Source organism: Nocardiopsis exhalans (assembly GCF_024134545.1).
GTDB classification, from domain to species: domain Bacteria; phylum Actinomycetota; class Actinomycetes; order Streptosporangiales; family Streptosporangiaceae; genus Nocardiopsis; species Nocardiopsis exhalans.
The window spans coordinates 3,474,392-3,488,848 of record NZ_CP099837.1; the positions used below are offsets into that span (position 1 = coordinate 3,474,392).

Consider the following 14,457-nt stretch of genomic DNA (forward strand, 5'->3'; position numbering starts at 1 on the left):
CACCCGTGTACCCCGTGGTCGGACCGGGCCGTGTTCTGGAGGGGGAGATCATGAAGGTGCTGGGTGTCAACGCCGTCTTCCACGACCCGGCGGCGGCACTCGTGGTGGACGGCAGAGTCCTCGCCGCCGCTGAGGAGGAGAGGTTCTCCCGCCGCGAGCACGGCAAGGAGCCGGTCCCCTTCTCGGCCTGGGAGCTCCCGGTCCAGGCCATGCGCTGGTGCCTTCACGAGGCGGGACTGGCCCCTGTGGACCTGGACGCGGTCGCCTACTCCTACGACCCCTCACTCGCACTGCCACCGGGTTCGGAGCCGCTCTCGGGACCTCGGCCCCCTCTGGACCCCGCCTGGGGCCAGCTGCGGCCGCTCTACGCCGAACACGCGCCGCACTTCCTGGCGGCGGCCCTGCCCGGTCTGCAGCCGGCCAGGGTCACCCACGTCCCGCACCACCTGGCCCACGCGGCCTCCGCGGCCCTGGCCGCGCCACCGGCCCGGGACGGCTGCGAGGACAGCGCGGTCCTGGTCGCGGACTGCAGGGGAGAGAGCACCTCGCACCTCGCGGGCTCCTACTCCGGCGCTGGGCAACCGCGCGTTCTGGTACGCCAGCCGCTTCCGGAATCCCTGGGCCTGGTCTACCGGGAGCTGGCCCGTCACCTCGGGTTCCGGACGGTCGGCGACGAATACAAGGTCATGGCCCTGGCCGCCCGCGGGCAGCCGACGATGGCCGGACCACTGGAGAACCGGATCGCCTACCGGGGTGACGGCCTGATCACGGCATCGGAGGTGGACTGGGCGGCCCTGGCCCCGGCCCTGCCCCCGGGCGGCGAACACACCCCACACCACGCCGACCTGGCCGCGAGCGTCCAGGACAGGGTCGAGGAGGTACTTCTCGCCCTCGCGGGATGGCTGCACGAGCAGACCGGCCGGAGCCGTCTGACGATGGCCGGGGAGGTGGTCCTCAACCACGCCGCCAACAGCCGTCTGGCCAGGGACGGACCCTTCGAGGAAGTGTGGGTCCAGCCCGCCGCGGGCGAGGCGGGGACAGCCCTGGGCAGCGCCCTTCAGACCGCGGCCGACCTGGGCGAGGCGGTCGAGCCGATGCCCGGCGCGGACCTGGGCCGCAGCTGGGACGAGGACGAGCTGGCCGCGGTCCTGGACACGGCGCGCATCGGCTACGAGCGCCCGGACGACCTCACGGCGGAGGCCTCCCGCGCGCTGAGCGAGGGCGCACTCGTCGGATGGTTCCAGGGACGCTCCGAGTACGGCCCCGCGGCACTGGGCCGCCGTTCGCTCCTGGCCGACCCCTCAAGGAGGGAGAACCTCGACCGGATCGGCCGGGTCCGGGGAGAGCGGGAGTTCTGCCCGGTGGCGTCACTGGTGGCCGCCGAGCACGCGCCGGACATCTTCTCCGGCGGTCCCCTGCCCTGCCCGTACCCGCTCTTCGACCATCATGTGGCTCCGCGGTGGCGCGCCCGGATACCGGTCGTGGTCCACCCCGGCGCAAAGACGAGAGCGCAGACCGTCCGAGCCGAGGACGACCCCCTCACCTGGCGCCTGATCCGTGACTTCGGCTCTCGCACGGGCGTTCCCGTCCTGGCACACACCGAACTGCGCCGGGCCGGGAGCCCGAGAGTGGACTCGCCCCGTGACGCGCTCGAATGCTTCGGCTCCGCACCGGTGGACGTCCTGGTCCTGGGCCCCTACCTCGTCAGACGGTGCAGGGCGTAGCCGACGGCTCCGACCGCGCCCGCGGTGGCACCGACCAGGAGAACAGTCCCCCGTCTGCGGTTCACCTCGTCCAGGACGCTGACCTGACGCGCCTCGTCGTCGAACTCACCGTGCGATCCGTAGTCGCGGACGTCGTCCACGGGCGCGAACAGGTTGTCCCTCGCGGGCGCGGGTTCGTCTCGCACCTGGCTCCGCCGTCCCGTTCGGCCCAGCTGCAGGTCCAGTACCCGCGGTGCCAGGCGCTGGGCCAGCACGGTGCCCACGGTCGAGGACCCCACCCAGTAGCGGCGCCGTCCGGGGTGTTCGGCGGCCCACACGACCGCGCGGGCCGCGACCTCGGGCTGGTACACCGGCGGCACCGGCCTGGTCCGTCCGCCCATCCGTGAGCGGACCCAGGAGAACTGCGGTGTGTTGACCGCGGGCAGGTGCACCTCCGTCAACCTGATTCCCGAACCGGCGTCGACGAGCTCGGCGCGGAGGGAGTCGGTGAACCCGCGGATCGCGTGCTTGGCGCCGCAGTAGGCGGCCTGGAAGGGGATGCCCCGGTAGCCCAGCGCCGATCCCACCTGCACGACCACGCCCCGACCCCGGGGGGCCATGCGCTCCAGCGCGGCCCTCGTACCGTGCACGTAGCCGTGGTAGCTGACATCCGTGACCCGCTGGAACTCCTCGGGCTCCACCTCGGAGAAGGGGGCGATGACGGAGGCGAAGGCGGCGTTCACCCACACGTCCACCGGGCCCAGCTCGGCCTCGATCCGTTCCGCCACCGCACGCACCCGGTCGGACTCGCTGACGTCCACGGGCAGGGCCAGCGCGGGGACCCCGGCCCCTTCTGCCTCCCGACGGGCGGCGGCCAGGCCCTCCTCGCCGCGGGCGATCAGGGCCACCGCGTATCCGCGGCGGGCGAACTCCCGCACGGTCGCCCTCCCCACACCCGCGCTGGCCCCGCTGACCACGGCCACCTTGCGTTCGCTGTTCCGATCCGCCATGCCTTCCTCCGTTCCTCGAACTCGTGCAGCCCTTCCGCGGGTGCCCGGGTCTCTTCCTCGCCGCTACCCGGTGCGCGATTTCTTATGTACGGGCCCGGGTGTCCGAGAGGCCGCTCGTGATCCGCGGTTTCGGGCCAGGCCCGGCGGGGCAGTCGAGGAGGACGGCCCACAGCAGTGCGACCGGAGGGATCCATGGGGCAGAGCGAAACAATGATCGGGGACCACGCCTTCCTCTCCGACTGCCACACCGCGGCGCTCACCACGCCGGAGGGCACGGTCACCTGGCTGTGCGTCCCGAGGTTCGACGGCCCGGCCTTCCTCGCCGGAATCCTGGACCCCGAGCGGGGCGGCGAGTGGACCATGCAGGTCCGGGACGCCCGCCCGAGGGCACGCTCCTACGCGGAAGACAGTCTCGTCCTGGAGACCCTGTGGCAGGGCCGGGGCGTGGAGGTGCTCGTCCGCGACCTGCTCGCGATCGGGCGACCCGAGCACGGCGAGGGCCTTTGGCGCGAGGGTGTGCTCCTCAGGCTCGTCGAGTGCCGCTCGGGCAACGCCTCCGTGCGCTCCCGGTTGCGCGCCCGCCCCGACTTCGGCCGAGAACAACGCTCGTGGAACCACGTGGACGGAGGCCTCAAGGAGGCGTCGGGGCCGCTGCTGTCGGGGGCGCCCTCCCCGCGTCTGGCGGAGACGGGAGACCCCGAGTTCCACGTCGAGCTTTCCGAAGGGGAGTCCGCGGTCTTCGCCCTGGACTACCTTCGCGGAGAGCGCCGGATCGGCCTTGAAGAGGGGGAAGCGCTACTCGGACAGACCCTCGAAGCCTGGCAGGCCTGGTCGTCCAGAACCGACTACCGGGGTGTGGGAGCCGATCACGTGCGGCGCAGCGCCACCGTCCTGCGCGGACTGCTCCACGAGGAGAGCGGCGCCCTGATCGCCGCACCCACCGCCTCCCTGCCGGAATGGCCGCAGGGGCCCAGGAACTGGGACTACAGGTACGTGTGGCACCGCGACGCGGCTCTGGTGGTGCTCGCCTTCCTGCGCCTGGGCCACGCGGAGGAGGCGGGGAGCTATCTGCGCTTCCTGCTGCGCATGTGCGGTCGGCCGATCACCTGGGTCCCGCCCGTGCAGGCGGTGGACGAGAAACCGCCGCCGGAGGAGGAAACCCTCGACCACCTGGCCGGGCACGGCGGCGCGAGGCCGGTGCGGATCGGCAACGCCGCCTACGCACAGCATCAGCTCGACGTGTACGGGCACATCCTGGACGCGGCGCTCTGCTACGAGCAGGCCACCGGTGACCTCGGACCGGAGGAACTCTCCCAGCTGGACTCCGTGGTGGAGTCGGCGCGGGAGCTGTGGCATCAGCCCGACGAGGGGCTGTGGGAGGTCAGGTCGGATCCCCGCCACTGGACCAACTCCAAGCTCTACGCCTGGGTGTGCCTGGACCGGGCGGTCCAGCTCGCCGAGACGACCGGACGCGAGCAGGCGGTTCCGCTGCGGGCCTGGCGCGAGGAGGCCCGGCTCGTCCGCGACCACATCCTCCGTCACGGCTACGATCCCGCCAGCGGGTCCTTCGTCCAGTCGTTCGGCGCCACCAACGTGGACGGGTCACTGCTGCAGGTACCGCTGCTGGGGTTCCTGCCGGGCGACGACCCCCGGGTGCTGCGCACCCTGGAGCGGGTCGACACCGAACTCGGCCAGGACGGCTGGCTCGTGCACAGGTACGACCCCAAGGAGACCGACGACGGGCTCGGCACACCCGAGGGGGCCTTCCTGCTGTGCTCCTTCGACCTGGTGTCCGCGCTGGTGCTCGCCGGTCGGAGCGAGGAGGCGGCCCGCCGCTTCGAGCGCCTGTGCGGGAGCTCCGGGGAGCTGGGCCTGCTGGCCGAGGAGATGGCACCGGACGGCACCCAGCTGGGCAACTTCCCCCAGGCCTTCACCCATCTGGCCCTGATCGAGGCCGCGGTCAACCTGGACGGCGCCGGGGACCGGGAGGCGTTGCACGCCTGGGCCCGTGACCGGGGTGCCGGGCAGGCCGGAGCAGGTGTGCGCCGCGGTGGCCAGAACACGGAGAGGACAGGAAGGGACCGAGACGATGGCTGACGACACCAGCGGGGCGGCGAGCATGCACAGGGCCGCCCGGCGTGAGGCGCGGGCCTACCGCGCGGGCAGTGACCAACCGCTCGTCGGGTACGCGGTGACGGCCGCCTCCTACGCGGGCCTGGTCGCGGCGGGTACGCTCCTGGCGCGTCGAAACGGAACCCGGGAGGCGGCCGCCACCGTGGGTCCCTGGGACCTGGCGCTGATGGGACTCACCACGCACAAGCTGTCGCGGCTGCTGGCCAAGGACGCGGTCACCAGCCCGCTGAGAGCGTTCTTCACCCGTTTCCAGGGGACGTCCGGACCGGCCGAACTCGACGAGGAGGTACGTGACGTGGACGGTCGCAAGGCGATCGGTGAACTGATCACCTGCCCCTTCTGCATGGCCCAGTGGGTCGCCACGGGGTACGCCTTCGGTCTGGTCTTCGCACCCACGCTCACCCGCAGCGCGGGCGCGGTGTTCAGCGCCGTGGCCGTCTCCGACTGGCTGCAACTCGCCTATACGCGTCTCCAACAGGCCCAGGATTAAAAGGAATCCGAGGATCTGAGAAGGTGACCAGTGGCTCGGGAGGGCGCCCGGGAGAGCCCCCAGCGCCCCTACGCGGTCAGCCCTTCTCGTGGTCCTGGCTCCCCTTGGGCTCGACGATGGTGGCTTCGGGCGGGGCACCCACGATGAGGCCGAAGAACACGTGGTCGGCCAGCAGGGCCGCCCGCTCTTGGGGGCGGTCCCTGCGCGCGTGGGCCAGGCCGAGCGCCGGGGCCAGACCCAGTTCGAACAGCCCCCATGCGAGCACGCCGTAGACCGGGCCGGTGAGCCTGGAGACCCGCAGACGCCCGGGCAGCAGCCCGAAGGCCGCACCCGCGGCCGCCCCGTAGCCCCAGTGCGCGAACTCGATGAAGGCGGTCCGCCGGTGTGCCGGAACCCTGCGGAGCACGGCGGGAACGCCCTCACGGAGGATGGCCTCCGGGGGCGTGCGTTCGATCATCCCCAGCCCCACCGCCGCCTGGCGTGCCCCGCTCATGGCCATCGCCGCCACCGCGCCTCTGGTCGCTCCCCTGAGTAGGGGCCGACGCGGTGGGGACTTCGTTTCGTTCGTCATCGTCTGGCTCCGTCGCTCATGGTTTTCCGTGTACATCCCCTAACCGAGTCGCCGGGCTCGTACACATTCAACCGGTCGCTGGCACTCCCCGGCCGCGCACCGCGAACCGGGCCCAAGCCCGTGCACGCCCATGGTTCGGGGCCTGCCGTGCCCCACACCGGGTAGCCGGGCGGCCATGAGATCGAAGACGGGCCCTCCCCATCGGAGCGACCCGGTCACTTCTCCTCGGTCACTTCTCCTCGGCCAGTTCCTCCCGGAGCCTCTCCAACGAGGCGGTGAGCAGCCGGGAGACGTGCATCCAGGAGCAGCCCATCTCCTGGGCGATCCGCTCCTGCTTCCACTTGTCGAGGAAACGGTGTTCGAGGATCAGCCTCCCCGTGGCGGGAGGACCCGAAGGACAGAACGCCCGGACTCGCTGGGCACGACCAGGACAGCACCGTCAGATGCGTCAGTTTTTGAGGAAGTCGGCCGTGTGCGGCTTCCTCCGGTCCCTTGAGTATGCTTCTGCCCGGTTCTCCTGCGTTTTTGGGCCCGGTGCCTCTGAACATGGTTGTTCCTCGGCGTGTTGGTGGTGGGGTGGTGGGGCGGGTCCGGAGACTTCCCGGCCCAGGCGTGCGAACTCGTTGGCGTCCGGTCCGCCGGCAGGGTCTGCTTGTCAATTCGGTGTTGGAGTGATCGGTGGGAGGGAGCAGACTTCTTGGATTCCGCTTCCCGTGCGCGACCGGTCATCGGTGGCCTGGCGGTCACGGCTGTCGCGTCGGCGGTGATCGTTGCGGTGTGGCTCCTGATCGGGCCGGGGGGTTTCGCCTTCGCCTGGGTCACCCATTTCGTGCTGATGGCCTGGGTTTCCGTCGTCCTTGACGCCCGGCCCGGTCCGCTGGAGCACCCCTGGTTCCGTGTCAGGTCCTGGGAACCGGGATGCTACCGGGCTTTGGGTGTGGGCCTCTTCGGCTGGCTGTTGGAAAGCACTGGTTGGAACAGGGTGGTCAGGCGTGACCGGGCCTTCGACGGCACCCGGGCGGGCCTGGTGGGGCTTGACCGGCTCACACGGAGCTCCGAGACCGGACACCTGATGTGCCTGGGCGTGGCCGTGATCGTTGCCGTCGCCGCTCTGTGGGCGGGGGCCTGGGGCGGAGCCCTGTGGCTGGTGGGTCTGGGCGTCGTGCTGCACGTGTATCCGGTCATGCTCCAGAGGTCACTGCGCAGGCGGATCCAGGCCCTGAACAGCTGTTGAAGCCACTCCAACCAGGGCCACCCCGGAATCTGTGTCGCAGGGTTGACGGTTGGATTCGCTCATCACGAGGGACGGGAAGCAGACGAGAGTCCGTGAGAAGGCGCACCGGATCGCCCGGAGCGTTGAGGCCTCGCCACAGGGGGCGGGGCCGGGCATGGCTCGGATCGAACCTGAACATCGTGCCGGCCCGCGGAGTGCCTCGGTGGGAGGCGAGGTCGACGCCGCCGTGTTCGCCGATGACCCCGAAAGGCTCGTGGTGTGGTGCCCCGTGGTCGGGTGGGTCGGGGTTCGGCCTGGGATCGGGGACGCGCGCGCCGCGTGCTTGGCTCCGCGGTACGCCGCCTGGGAGAGGAAACCCCGATAGGTCCAGAGCCGATTCGATCTGTACGATCACGCCCCGGACGCGAGCGCCCCTCAGCATCAGAGCGGTACGGGGGCCGTTCGTGTAGCCGTGGTAGCAGACGCCGGTGACCTGGCGGAACTCTTCGGCTTCGATGTCCTCCGCAGGAGCGAGGACGGAGGCGAAGGCCGAGTGCGCCCATCCTCTGTTTCGCCGGGGCCTTCCCGGGGCAGGCGGACGGGTAGGGCGGAGAAGGGCCGCGCAGGGGTGGGACAGGACCGCGCCGGGACGACCGGGGACCGACGGGCCAGAAGGAAACAGCTATCGGAGACCACGGCTTCCTGTCGGGCTGTCACACCGCCGCGCCCACCACACCGGACGGCACGCTCACCTGAACGCCGCTTACCCGCAGTACCAGTTGGACGTCTACGGCACATCCTGGACGCGGCGCTCTCCTACGAGGAGGCCACCGACGACGGGATCGGCACACCTGAGGGCGCGTTCCTGCTCTGCTCCTTCGACATGGTGTCCGCTCTGGTCCTCGCCGGCCGGAGCGGCGAGGCCGGGCGCAGGCTCGACCACCTGTGCGCGAACACGGGGGAGTTGGGGATCCACACAGAGGAAACAGCGCAGGAGGGCACCCAGCTGGGCGACTTCCCCCAGGCCTTCACCCATGTGGTCCTGATCGAGACCGCCGCCAACCCCGACGCCGCGGGCGACCGGGAGGCACCGCACGCCCGGGCCCGTGACAGGACCACGGGGCAGAGCAGACCACGGCGGCCGAAGGACGAAGACGACGAGTGGACAGGCCATCGCGGACCAGGGCCCTCGGGCACGCAAGAGAGCCGTGGACCCGGGCTGGCCGTGTGACCGAGTCGGACGAGAGGAGCTTTTCCCATGAACGGACGGAGCGTGTCCCCCGTGACCACGTGTCAACCATCGAGCCTCGCGGAGACGGCGGAAGTCCTGACATCGGTCCTGCTCCCCACCGTGGTGCGCGGCGCCATCGTGCGCCGCCCCGCGGGGGAGGCCCTGGCCACGGCGACCGAGAGCGACCGCCGGATGGTCTCGGTCCTGCGGTCGCTTCGGGAACGTCATGGTGACGACCCGCTTCCGCTGCGCCACACAGGTCGACGGATAGCGCTGGTACTGGCACCGGAGGACGTCCGCAGGATCCTGGAGGGCACCCCGGACCCGTTCTCTCCTGGCGGAGCCGAGAAACGGGGAGCGCTCTCCCACTTCCAGCCCCATGGCGCCCTGGTCTCCGACCACCGGGCCCGTCCCCGCCGACGCCGGGCCAACGAGGAGGCCCTCGCTCTGGGAGAGCTGATCCACCCCGAGGCCGACACCGTCGCCGAGCATGCGTACACGGAGGCGCGAGCCCTGGTCCTGGCCCTGCGCGACGCGGGGTCGCGGGACGGTGTACTGGACTGGTCACGGTTCTCCGAGACCTTCGACGCGCTGGCACGCAGGGTGGTCTTCGGGAGCTTCGCGGTGCGGGACCGCCGAACCACCGAGCTCCTGCGCGCCCTGCGGGCCCGTGCCAACTGGTCGTACCTGCTCCCAGCGGATCAGAGGAGAAGGACGGAGTTCCTCGACCGTGTCCGCGCGAACATCGACCGCGCCGAAGCCGGGAGCCTGGCCGCGCGTCTGGGCCGACCGGGGTCCGGGGAACGCCCGGAGGACCAGGTGGCCCACTGGCTGTTCGCCTTCGACGCCGCCGCCATCGCCGCCTTCCGGGCGCTGGCCCTGCTGACCTCCTCCGGCCCGGCCGCGGAGGCCGCCCGTACGGAGGCCCTGACCGAGGACGGGGCCGACCTGCCCCTGCTGCGCGCGACCCTGCGTGAGTCGGTCCGACTGTGGCCGACCACCCTGGTGGTGATCCGGGAGAGCACACGGGAGACCGTTTGGCGCGAGCGGACCATCGAACCCGGTACGGCGTTCCTGGTGATGAGCTCCTACTTCCACCGCGACCCCGCACAACTGCCCTACGCCGACACCTTCGAACCCGGTGTCTGGACGGACGGTCGAGCCGAGGGCGAACCCGCAATCGTGCCCTTCAGCCACGGACCCGCGGGGTGCCCGGGGCGTGACCTGGTTCCCCTGACGGTCTCCTTCCTGCTACGGACGCTGCTCAGGGGCGGTCCCCTGAACCGGGTGGACGGTGGACCGCCGCTGCGATCCCACGGGCTCCCCTCGTCCCTCAACCACTTCGACCTGCGTTTCTCCTACTAGAACGGGTTGTTTGCCCTGGGGCCGCTGGAGCGGTGCGGGTGTCAGCGGTAGCCGTACTGCGGGGCGGGGACCCGGTTGCGGCCGATGAGGAACCACAGGAGGGCTCCGATCAGTGGGGCGAGGAAGACGAGGACGATCCAGACGAGCTTCATCGGTACGTCCAGCCCGGAGAGCAGGATGCTGAACACCGCGGCGACGATGAGCGCGAACGCGGCCAGGGCCACCAGGAGCGCCCCGATCACGAGGACGGCCGCGACCCAGGTCTCCACGGGCATCGATTCGATGAACGACGGCAGCGACATGACAGTTCCCCTTGTGGATTCTCGGGGGCGGACCCGCGGCCTTGGTGGTGCGGAACCGGACCCCTGACTATGCGTTCCACGCTAGGGCCGCCGCTCCTGCCTGGGCATCCACCCGCGGGAGGCACCGGGGTGACGCCTAAGGCGGCCCCTGCCCGTCCCCGGACGGTGCTTTGGTGGACCCGACCACCGACTTTCGTCGATGGTCGCCGCGTGCGGTGCCTGTCGTCGACTCCTTCTCAGGGGTGGTGAACCGGTCCAGCTCGGTCCGCAGGGCCTGTTCGGCCTCGGCCGCGGACAGGCCGCCGACCAGGACGCGCATGGACAGGCCGTCGGCGGTGGCCATCAGCGACCGGGCGGCGGCCCGGGGGTCCCCCAGCCCGGGGTTGACCCTGCCGAGCAGGAGGGAGGTCGCGCTCTCCTCGCCCTCCTTGGCCTCGGCCAGCATGCGGGCCAGCGCCGGGTGGTTGAAGACCGCGGCCACGTACTGGTGGAACACCGACACACCGGCGCGGGAGGACTCCGCCAGGGGGATGGGGTGCCCGACCAGCTGCCACAGCGCCTCGCGGTCGTCGACGTCCTCGGTGGCCTCGGAGTGGATTCGGGCGGCCTCCGAAAGCATCTCTTCCAAGCTGGCCCGCAGGAGTTCGTCCTTGCTCGGGAACCAGTACTGGACCCGGCCCACGGAGGAGTCGGCGGCCGCGGCCACGTTGCGCGCGGAGGAGGAAACACCGCCGGGGGAGAGGCCGCCGGTCGTGCTGCTGCCCGGGATCCGTTCGGGGGCACCCATGTGGGGCGAGAACCTTCCCCACTGGATCGGTGACCGCACCCTCTACGCCATGGACGCCATCGGTGACGCCGGGATGTCGATCCAGTCGGTCCCCTTCACCTCCTTCGACGACCAGGCCGCCTGGGTTGAACAGGTGCTGTCAGGGCGGGAACTGGAACGCGCCCACCTCGTGGGGCACTCCTTCGGTGCGGCCGTCGCGGCCACCCACACGCTCCATCACCCCGGCCGGGTCGCCTCCCTGACCCTCCTCGAACCGGTGATGGTCCTGCGCGGGCTGCCCGCCTCCGTCTACCTCTGGTCGTCACTGCTGCTCCTGCCCGCGCCGCAGTCCTGGAAGGACCGCGCCCTGGCCGAGATCGGCGGTGTCACGGTCGAGGAGGTCCGCGAGCGCACGCCGATGTCGGTGATGATCGACGAGGGCTCCCAGCACTACGCGGCCCCCACCCCGACCCCGCGAACCCTCTCCGACGAGGAATGGGGCTCGATCTCGGTGCCGGTGCGGGTCGACATCGCCGATGACCGGTCTCTGGCCGGCGGAGAGGAGGCCGCACAGCGCGCCCGTGACCTGGACAAGGGTCCCGTCACCGTCTGGCCCGGGACCAGTCACTCCCTGCCCATGCAGGCGGCAGAGGAGCTCGGCCCGGAACTGGAGGCTTACTGGACCGAGCACGACCGGTGAGCTCGCGCCCCCGCACTTTCGTCGGGCACGGACACCGAAGACACCGACGTTGGTAGGTCGGCGACTTGGTCCCCGCGGTTGATGACCCGACCCGTTCCGTTCCGTAGTTTCGGTGTCACACGGAGAACTCGAACGACCACGAAGGGCGGGTCATCCCGTTGCGCAAACCCGAAGCAGCCAGCGGAGCCGGTGTGTTCATACGAGGGGCCGGTCCCCGAGCGGCGGTGTCAGCCCTGATCCTGGCCCCTGTCCTCACCATGGGGGCTTCGGCGCAAGCCGCACCGGATCCCGCATGCCTGGGTGAGGACGGTGCCACGATCGAGGAGGCACGGGTCACCGAGGCCGTCCCCCAGGAGATCCTGGACCGCTCCGGGCTGATCCCGGAAACAGAGAGCCTCATCCGGGAGCTGTGCGCGGCGCCCGACCTCGAAGCGGCGGGGACGGTCGTCGAGCGCCACGGTGACGCGCTCTGGCGCACGGCGGTGGACCGGGTCCAGGAGACCGGCTACGCCGAGGGCGACCTGAGCGCCGGGGACGACCGGTCGCTCTACTGGGCGCGGCTCACGATGACCTCGGCCCTCAACCGCTGGGAACCGGGTTTCGAACTGGACGCCGGAGACCGGGCCGCGCTGGTGGCCGACCTGGAGCGCCGCTCCCGAGGGCACCACGACACGGACTTCCCCGAGGTCTCCGAAACGTCGGCAGAGCCCGGGAGAGCCTCTGAGGTCTCCCGAGTCATCGTGACCGGGTTCGACCCGTTCGGTCTCGACGACGACATCCGCCAGGCCAACCCCTCCGGCGCGGCCGCCCTGGCCCTGGACGGAGCCATCCTCGAGACCGGTGAGGGCGTCGCGGTGGTCGAGGCCGTGCTCTTCCCCGTGCGCTGGCGGGACTTCACCGACGGCATGGTCGAACACGCCCTCCTGCCGCACTACATCGGTGACCGACCGGTCGACGCCGTCATCACCCTCAGTCAGGGCGGTGCCGACTGGTTCGACCTCGAAGCCCACAACGGCGCCTGGCGCGGCGGTTTCCCCGACAACGAGACGGCCGAGGCGCTGGAGACCATCCCCGTGCCGGACGGCGTGCCCACCCCCACCCCGCAGCCGCAGTGGTCGGACTCCTCACTGGATCGCCCCGCCATCGTGGCGCGGACCCACGGGGCACCGTTCCCCGTGTTCGACAACACCATGGTGGTGGAGATCCCCGAGGGGGAGAGCGAAGCCGTGCTGAGCCCGGACGGCCCCACCCCCGGTTCCACGGCACGGGCCGGAAGCGGGGGCGACTACCTGTCCAACGAGATCGCCTACCGCAACACCCTGCTGCGCGACGCCACCGGCCGCGACATCCCCGCGGGCCACGTGCACACCCCGTTCCTGGCGCTCGGCCCCGGTGACGCCGTCACCGACCCGCAGTTCGAGGAGAACCGCGCGACCCTCATCGGCCAGATCGAGGACATCATCGCGGCGGCGGTACGCGCCTGACCCCGGGCTGAATCCGACCTGACTCCGGAGGATAGGGCGCCCGAGGGCCCGGGTGGTGGTTGAGCAAGGCGGGAGGTCGCTTTCCGGCAGCAGTCATCACCGAAACCGGAACCACCACCCCTGAAGCCGCCACCAAGCCAGGCCGTGCCCCTACACCTCTCTCACGGGAGCTCGCGGATCGCGCAGCCGGGCCCGGACCCGGGACACGAACCAGACCGCGGCGACCGAAACCACCAGACAGTAGACACCCAGCACGGTGACCTGGGCCGGATATCCCGCCCCCGCGTCGATCAGCAACCCCGCAGCACCGGGACCCGCCGCGGAGGCCACGACCAGCACCGCCACGATGACCGACCGGATCGACCCCAGGTACCGGACCCCGTACACCTCGGGCCAGACCGCGCCGAACAACCCGAGTGACAGCCCGTTCGTGACCCCGTACAGGAACATGAACACGGCGATGCTCCACGGGCCCTCGACCGTTCCCAGAACCAGCAGGCCCAGGCCGAGCGGGGTCAGGAAGAGCGGGACGAGCCGGAGCGCGGTGAAACGGTCCACCAGGAAACCGCCGACGATGTTGAACACCACGGTCGTGACCGCGTACAGCGAGAAGGCGGAGGCGAACAGTGCGGGAGCCCAACCGCGCAGCTCCGTCAGGTGCGCCTGGTGGAAGAACACGGTGTTGCCGACGAGGGCGGGCGCGGCCATGGCGGTGAGCAGCAGGTAGAAGTAGGGGTCGCGCAGCGCCTCGCGTCGCGTCCAAGCGCGGTTGGCGCCCTCCGACCGCGCGTCGGCGGCATCCGCCGGGTCGCGCCCCCGGCGCATCAGAGCCGACATCGGCCAGGCCAGGACCAGGAGCAGGACGACCACCAGCCACCACGCCTCCCGCCACCCGGCCAGGGCCAGGACCGCCACCACCGCGAGCGGCAGCAGGGCCTCCCCGGTGTTCAGCCCGAGTGCGGCCACCGAGGTGGCGCGACCGCGCTCCCGGACGAACCACCGCCCGGTCAGAGTGAAGGAGGTGTGGCTCATCATGCCCTGCCCGAACAGCCGCAGGACGAACAGCGCGAGGAAGAGCACCCACACATGGAACGTCACCGCCATCAGCGCCGCACCCAGCGCCAGCATCAGCATGAGCGCGGGAACGACCCGGTGGGCGCCGTACAGGTCCACCACCCGGCCCACCTGGGTCATGACCAGCGCGGCGGCCAGCGTCGCGGCCGTGAACAGGGCCCCGAACTGCCCGTGGCTCAGCCCGAACTCCCCCCGGATGTCGGCGGAGAAGAGGGAGACGAAGAAGGTCTGCCCGAACGAGGAGAAGAGAAAGAGCGCGAACCCGCTGATCAGCCAACGCCGGTTCGCGAAGAGGAAGGCCAGATAGGTGCGCATGTCAGGGCGGGATCCGATCGATCGGTTCCGTTGGGGGGAGCTGAAGCCAAAGGGACCCTACATCCACAGCGCGCGGGGCCGCCGGGAACGGCGGCCCCGC

Annotated in this window: 14 protein-coding genes; 8 read left to right on the top strand and 6 right to left on the bottom strand. The window is 71.1% G+C overall.

Annotated features, from left to right (window positions below):
• Positions 1 to 50 precede the first annotated feature (50 nt).
• Positions 51 to 1,724, top strand: coding sequence for a carbamoyltransferase family protein (locus NE857_RS15265; RefSeq protein WP_254421596.1), 1,674 nt, complete (start codon positions 51 to 53; stop codon positions 1,722 to 1,724).
• On the opposite strand, the gene NE857_RS15270 is transcribed toward NE857_RS15265, so the two are convergent.
• Complete coding sequence (locus NE857_RS15270) at positions 1,697 to 2,713, bottom strand: SDR family oxidoreductase (RefSeq protein WP_254421597.1); 1,017 nt, start codon at positions 2,711 to 2,713, stop codon at positions 1,697 to 1,699. The genes NE857_RS15265 and NE857_RS15270 overlap by 28 nt on opposite strands.
• Positions 2,714 to 2,905: 192 nt before the next feature.
• On the opposite strand from NE857_RS15270, the gene NE857_RS15275 reads away from it, so the two are divergent.
• Both NE857_RS15275 and NE857_RS15280 read left to right on the top strand, forming a co-directional pair.
• Positions 2,906 to 4,810: a glycoside hydrolase family 15 protein gene (locus NE857_RS15275; protein ID WP_254421598.1), complete on the top strand. Its 1,905-nt coding sequence runs from the start codon at positions 2,906 to 2,908 to the stop codon at positions 4,808 to 4,810.
• Positions 4,803 to 5,336: a DUF1360 domain-containing protein gene (locus NE857_RS15280; protein WP_254421599.1), complete on the top strand. Its 534-nt coding sequence runs from the start codon at positions 4,803 to 4,805 to the stop codon at positions 5,334 to 5,336. The genes NE857_RS15275 and NE857_RS15280 overlap by 8 nt, the downstream gene beginning before the upstream one ends.
• Before the next feature lie 76 nt (positions 5,337 to 5,412).
• Here the strand turns inward: NE857_RS15280 and NE857_RS15285 are convergent, their stop codons facing one another.
• Positions 5,413 to 5,835, bottom strand: a complete 423-nt coding sequence (locus NE857_RS15285) for a hypothetical protein (RefSeq protein ID WP_254421994.1) — start codon at positions 5,833 to 5,835, stop codon at positions 5,413 to 5,415.
• Positions 5,836 to 6,136: 301 nt separating this feature from the next.
• Positions 6,137 to 6,277 (bottom strand): sigma factor-like helix-turn-helix DNA-binding protein, encoded by a 141-nt coding sequence (locus NE857_RS34530; protein WP_363319949.1) that lies wholly within the window; start codon positions 6,275 to 6,277, stop codon positions 6,137 to 6,139.
• Positions 6,278 to 6,604: 327 nt separating this feature from the next.
• Here NE857_RS34530 and NE857_RS15290 point away from each other — a divergent pair, with 327 nt between their 5' ends.
• The 3 genes from NE857_RS15290 (at position 6,605) to NE857_RS15300 (ending at position 9,716) form a co-directional block, all read left to right on the top strand.
• Positions 6,605 to 7,141: a glycosyl-4,4'-diaponeurosporenoate acyltransferase CrtO family protein gene (locus NE857_RS15290; protein ID WP_254421600.1), complete on the top strand. Its 537-nt coding sequence runs from the start codon at positions 6,605 to 6,607 to the stop codon at positions 7,139 to 7,141.
• Positions 7,142 to 8,003: 862 nt separating this feature from the next.
• Positions 8,004 to 8,351, top strand: a complete 348-nt coding sequence (locus tag NE857_RS15295; RefSeq protein ID WP_425572123.1) for a hypothetical protein — start codon at positions 8,004 to 8,006, stop codon at positions 8,349 to 8,351.
• 27 nt (positions 8,352 to 8,378) lie between these two features.
• Positions 8,379 to 9,716, top strand: a complete 1,338-nt coding sequence (locus NE857_RS15300) for a cytochrome P450 (protein WP_254421601.1) — start codon at positions 8,379 to 8,381, stop codon at positions 9,714 to 9,716.
• 41 nt (positions 9,717 to 9,757) lie between these two features.
• Here NE857_RS15300 and NE857_RS15305 read toward each other — a convergent pair whose 3' ends face one another.
• Positions 9,758 to 10,018 (bottom strand): PLD nuclease N-terminal domain-containing protein, encoded by a 261-nt coding sequence (locus NE857_RS15305; protein ID WP_254421602.1) that lies wholly within the window; start codon positions 10,016 to 10,018, stop codon positions 9,758 to 9,760.
• A 136-nt stretch (positions 10,019 to 10,154) separates the two neighbouring features.
• A complete protein-coding gene (locus NE857_RS15310; RefSeq protein ID WP_254421603.1) occupies positions 10,155 to 10,805 on the bottom strand; it encodes a TetR/AcrR family transcriptional regulator in 651 nt (216 codons plus the stop codon).
• Here NE857_RS15310 and NE857_RS15315 point away from each other — a divergent pair.
• Together NE857_RS15315 and NE857_RS15320 are read left to right on the top strand one after the other, a co-directional pair.
• Entirely contained in the window at positions 10,804 to 11,484 is a 681-nt protein-coding gene (locus tag NE857_RS15315) for an alpha/beta fold hydrolase (RefSeq protein WP_254421604.1), read from the top strand. The two genes, NE857_RS15310 and NE857_RS15315, sit on opposite strands and share 2 nt — an antisense overlap.
• A gap of 257 nt (positions 11,485 to 11,741) precedes the next feature.
• On the top strand, positions 11,742 to 12,968 hold the full coding sequence (locus tag NE857_RS15320; RefSeq protein ID WP_254421995.1) for a PA0049 C-terminal domain-containing protein: 1,227 nt from the start codon (positions 11,742 to 11,744) through the stop codon (positions 12,966 to 12,968).
• Between the two features lie 150 nt (positions 12,969 to 13,118).
• Here the strand turns inward: NE857_RS15320 and NE857_RS15325 are convergent, their stop codons facing one another.
• Positions 13,119 to 14,357, bottom strand: a complete 1,239-nt coding sequence (locus tag NE857_RS15325) for an MFS transporter (protein ID WP_254421605.1) — start codon at positions 14,355 to 14,357, stop codon at positions 13,119 to 13,121.
• Positions 14,358 to 14,457 lie beyond the last annotated feature (100 nt).

Coding starts and splice junctions, on each gene's coding strand:
- NE857_RS15280 (WP_254421599.1), top strand. CDS start 4,803: ATGGCTGACGACACCAGCGGGGCGGCGAGCATGCACAGGGCCGCCCGG.
- NE857_RS15270 (WP_254421597.1), bottom strand. CDS start 2,713: ATGGCGGATCGGAACAGCGAACGCAAGGTGGCCGTGGTCAGCGGGGCC.
- NE857_RS15275 (WP_254421598.1), top strand. CDS start 2,906: ATGGGGCAGAGCGAAACAATGATCGGGGACCACGCCTTCCTCTCCGAC.
- NE857_RS15305 (WP_254421602.1), bottom strand. CDS start 10,018: ATGTCGCTGCCGTCGTTCATCGAATCGATGCCCGTGGAGACCTGGGTC.
- NE857_RS15265 (WP_254421596.1), top strand. CDS start 51: ATGAAGGTGCTGGGTGTCAACGCCGTCTTCCACGACCCGGCGGCGGCA.
- NE857_RS15320 (WP_254421995.1), top strand. CDS start 11,742: ATGGGGGCTTCGGCGCAAGCCGCACCGGATCCCGCATGCCTGGGTGAG.
- NE857_RS15295 (WP_425572123.1), top strand. CDS start 8,004: ATGGTGTCCGCTCTGGTCCTCGCCGGCCGGAGCGGCGAGGCCGGGCGC.
- NE857_RS15285 (WP_254421994.1), bottom strand. CDS start 5,835: ATGGCCATGAGCGGGGCACGCCAGGCGGCGGTGGGGCTGGGGATGATC.
- NE857_RS15325 (WP_254421605.1), bottom strand. CDS start 14,357: ATGCGCACCTATCTGGCCTTCCTCTTCGCGAACCGGCGTTGGCTGATC.
- NE857_RS15315 (WP_254421604.1), top strand. CDS start 10,804: ATGTGGGGCGAGAACCTTCCCCACTGGATCGGTGACCGCACCCTCTAC.
- NE857_RS15300 (WP_254421601.1), top strand. CDS start 8,379: ATGAACGGACGGAGCGTGTCCCCCGTGACCACGTGTCAACCATCGAGC.
- NE857_RS15310 (WP_254421603.1), bottom strand. CDS start 10,805: ATGGGTGCCCCCGAACGGATCCCGGGCAGCAGCACGACCGGCGGCCTC.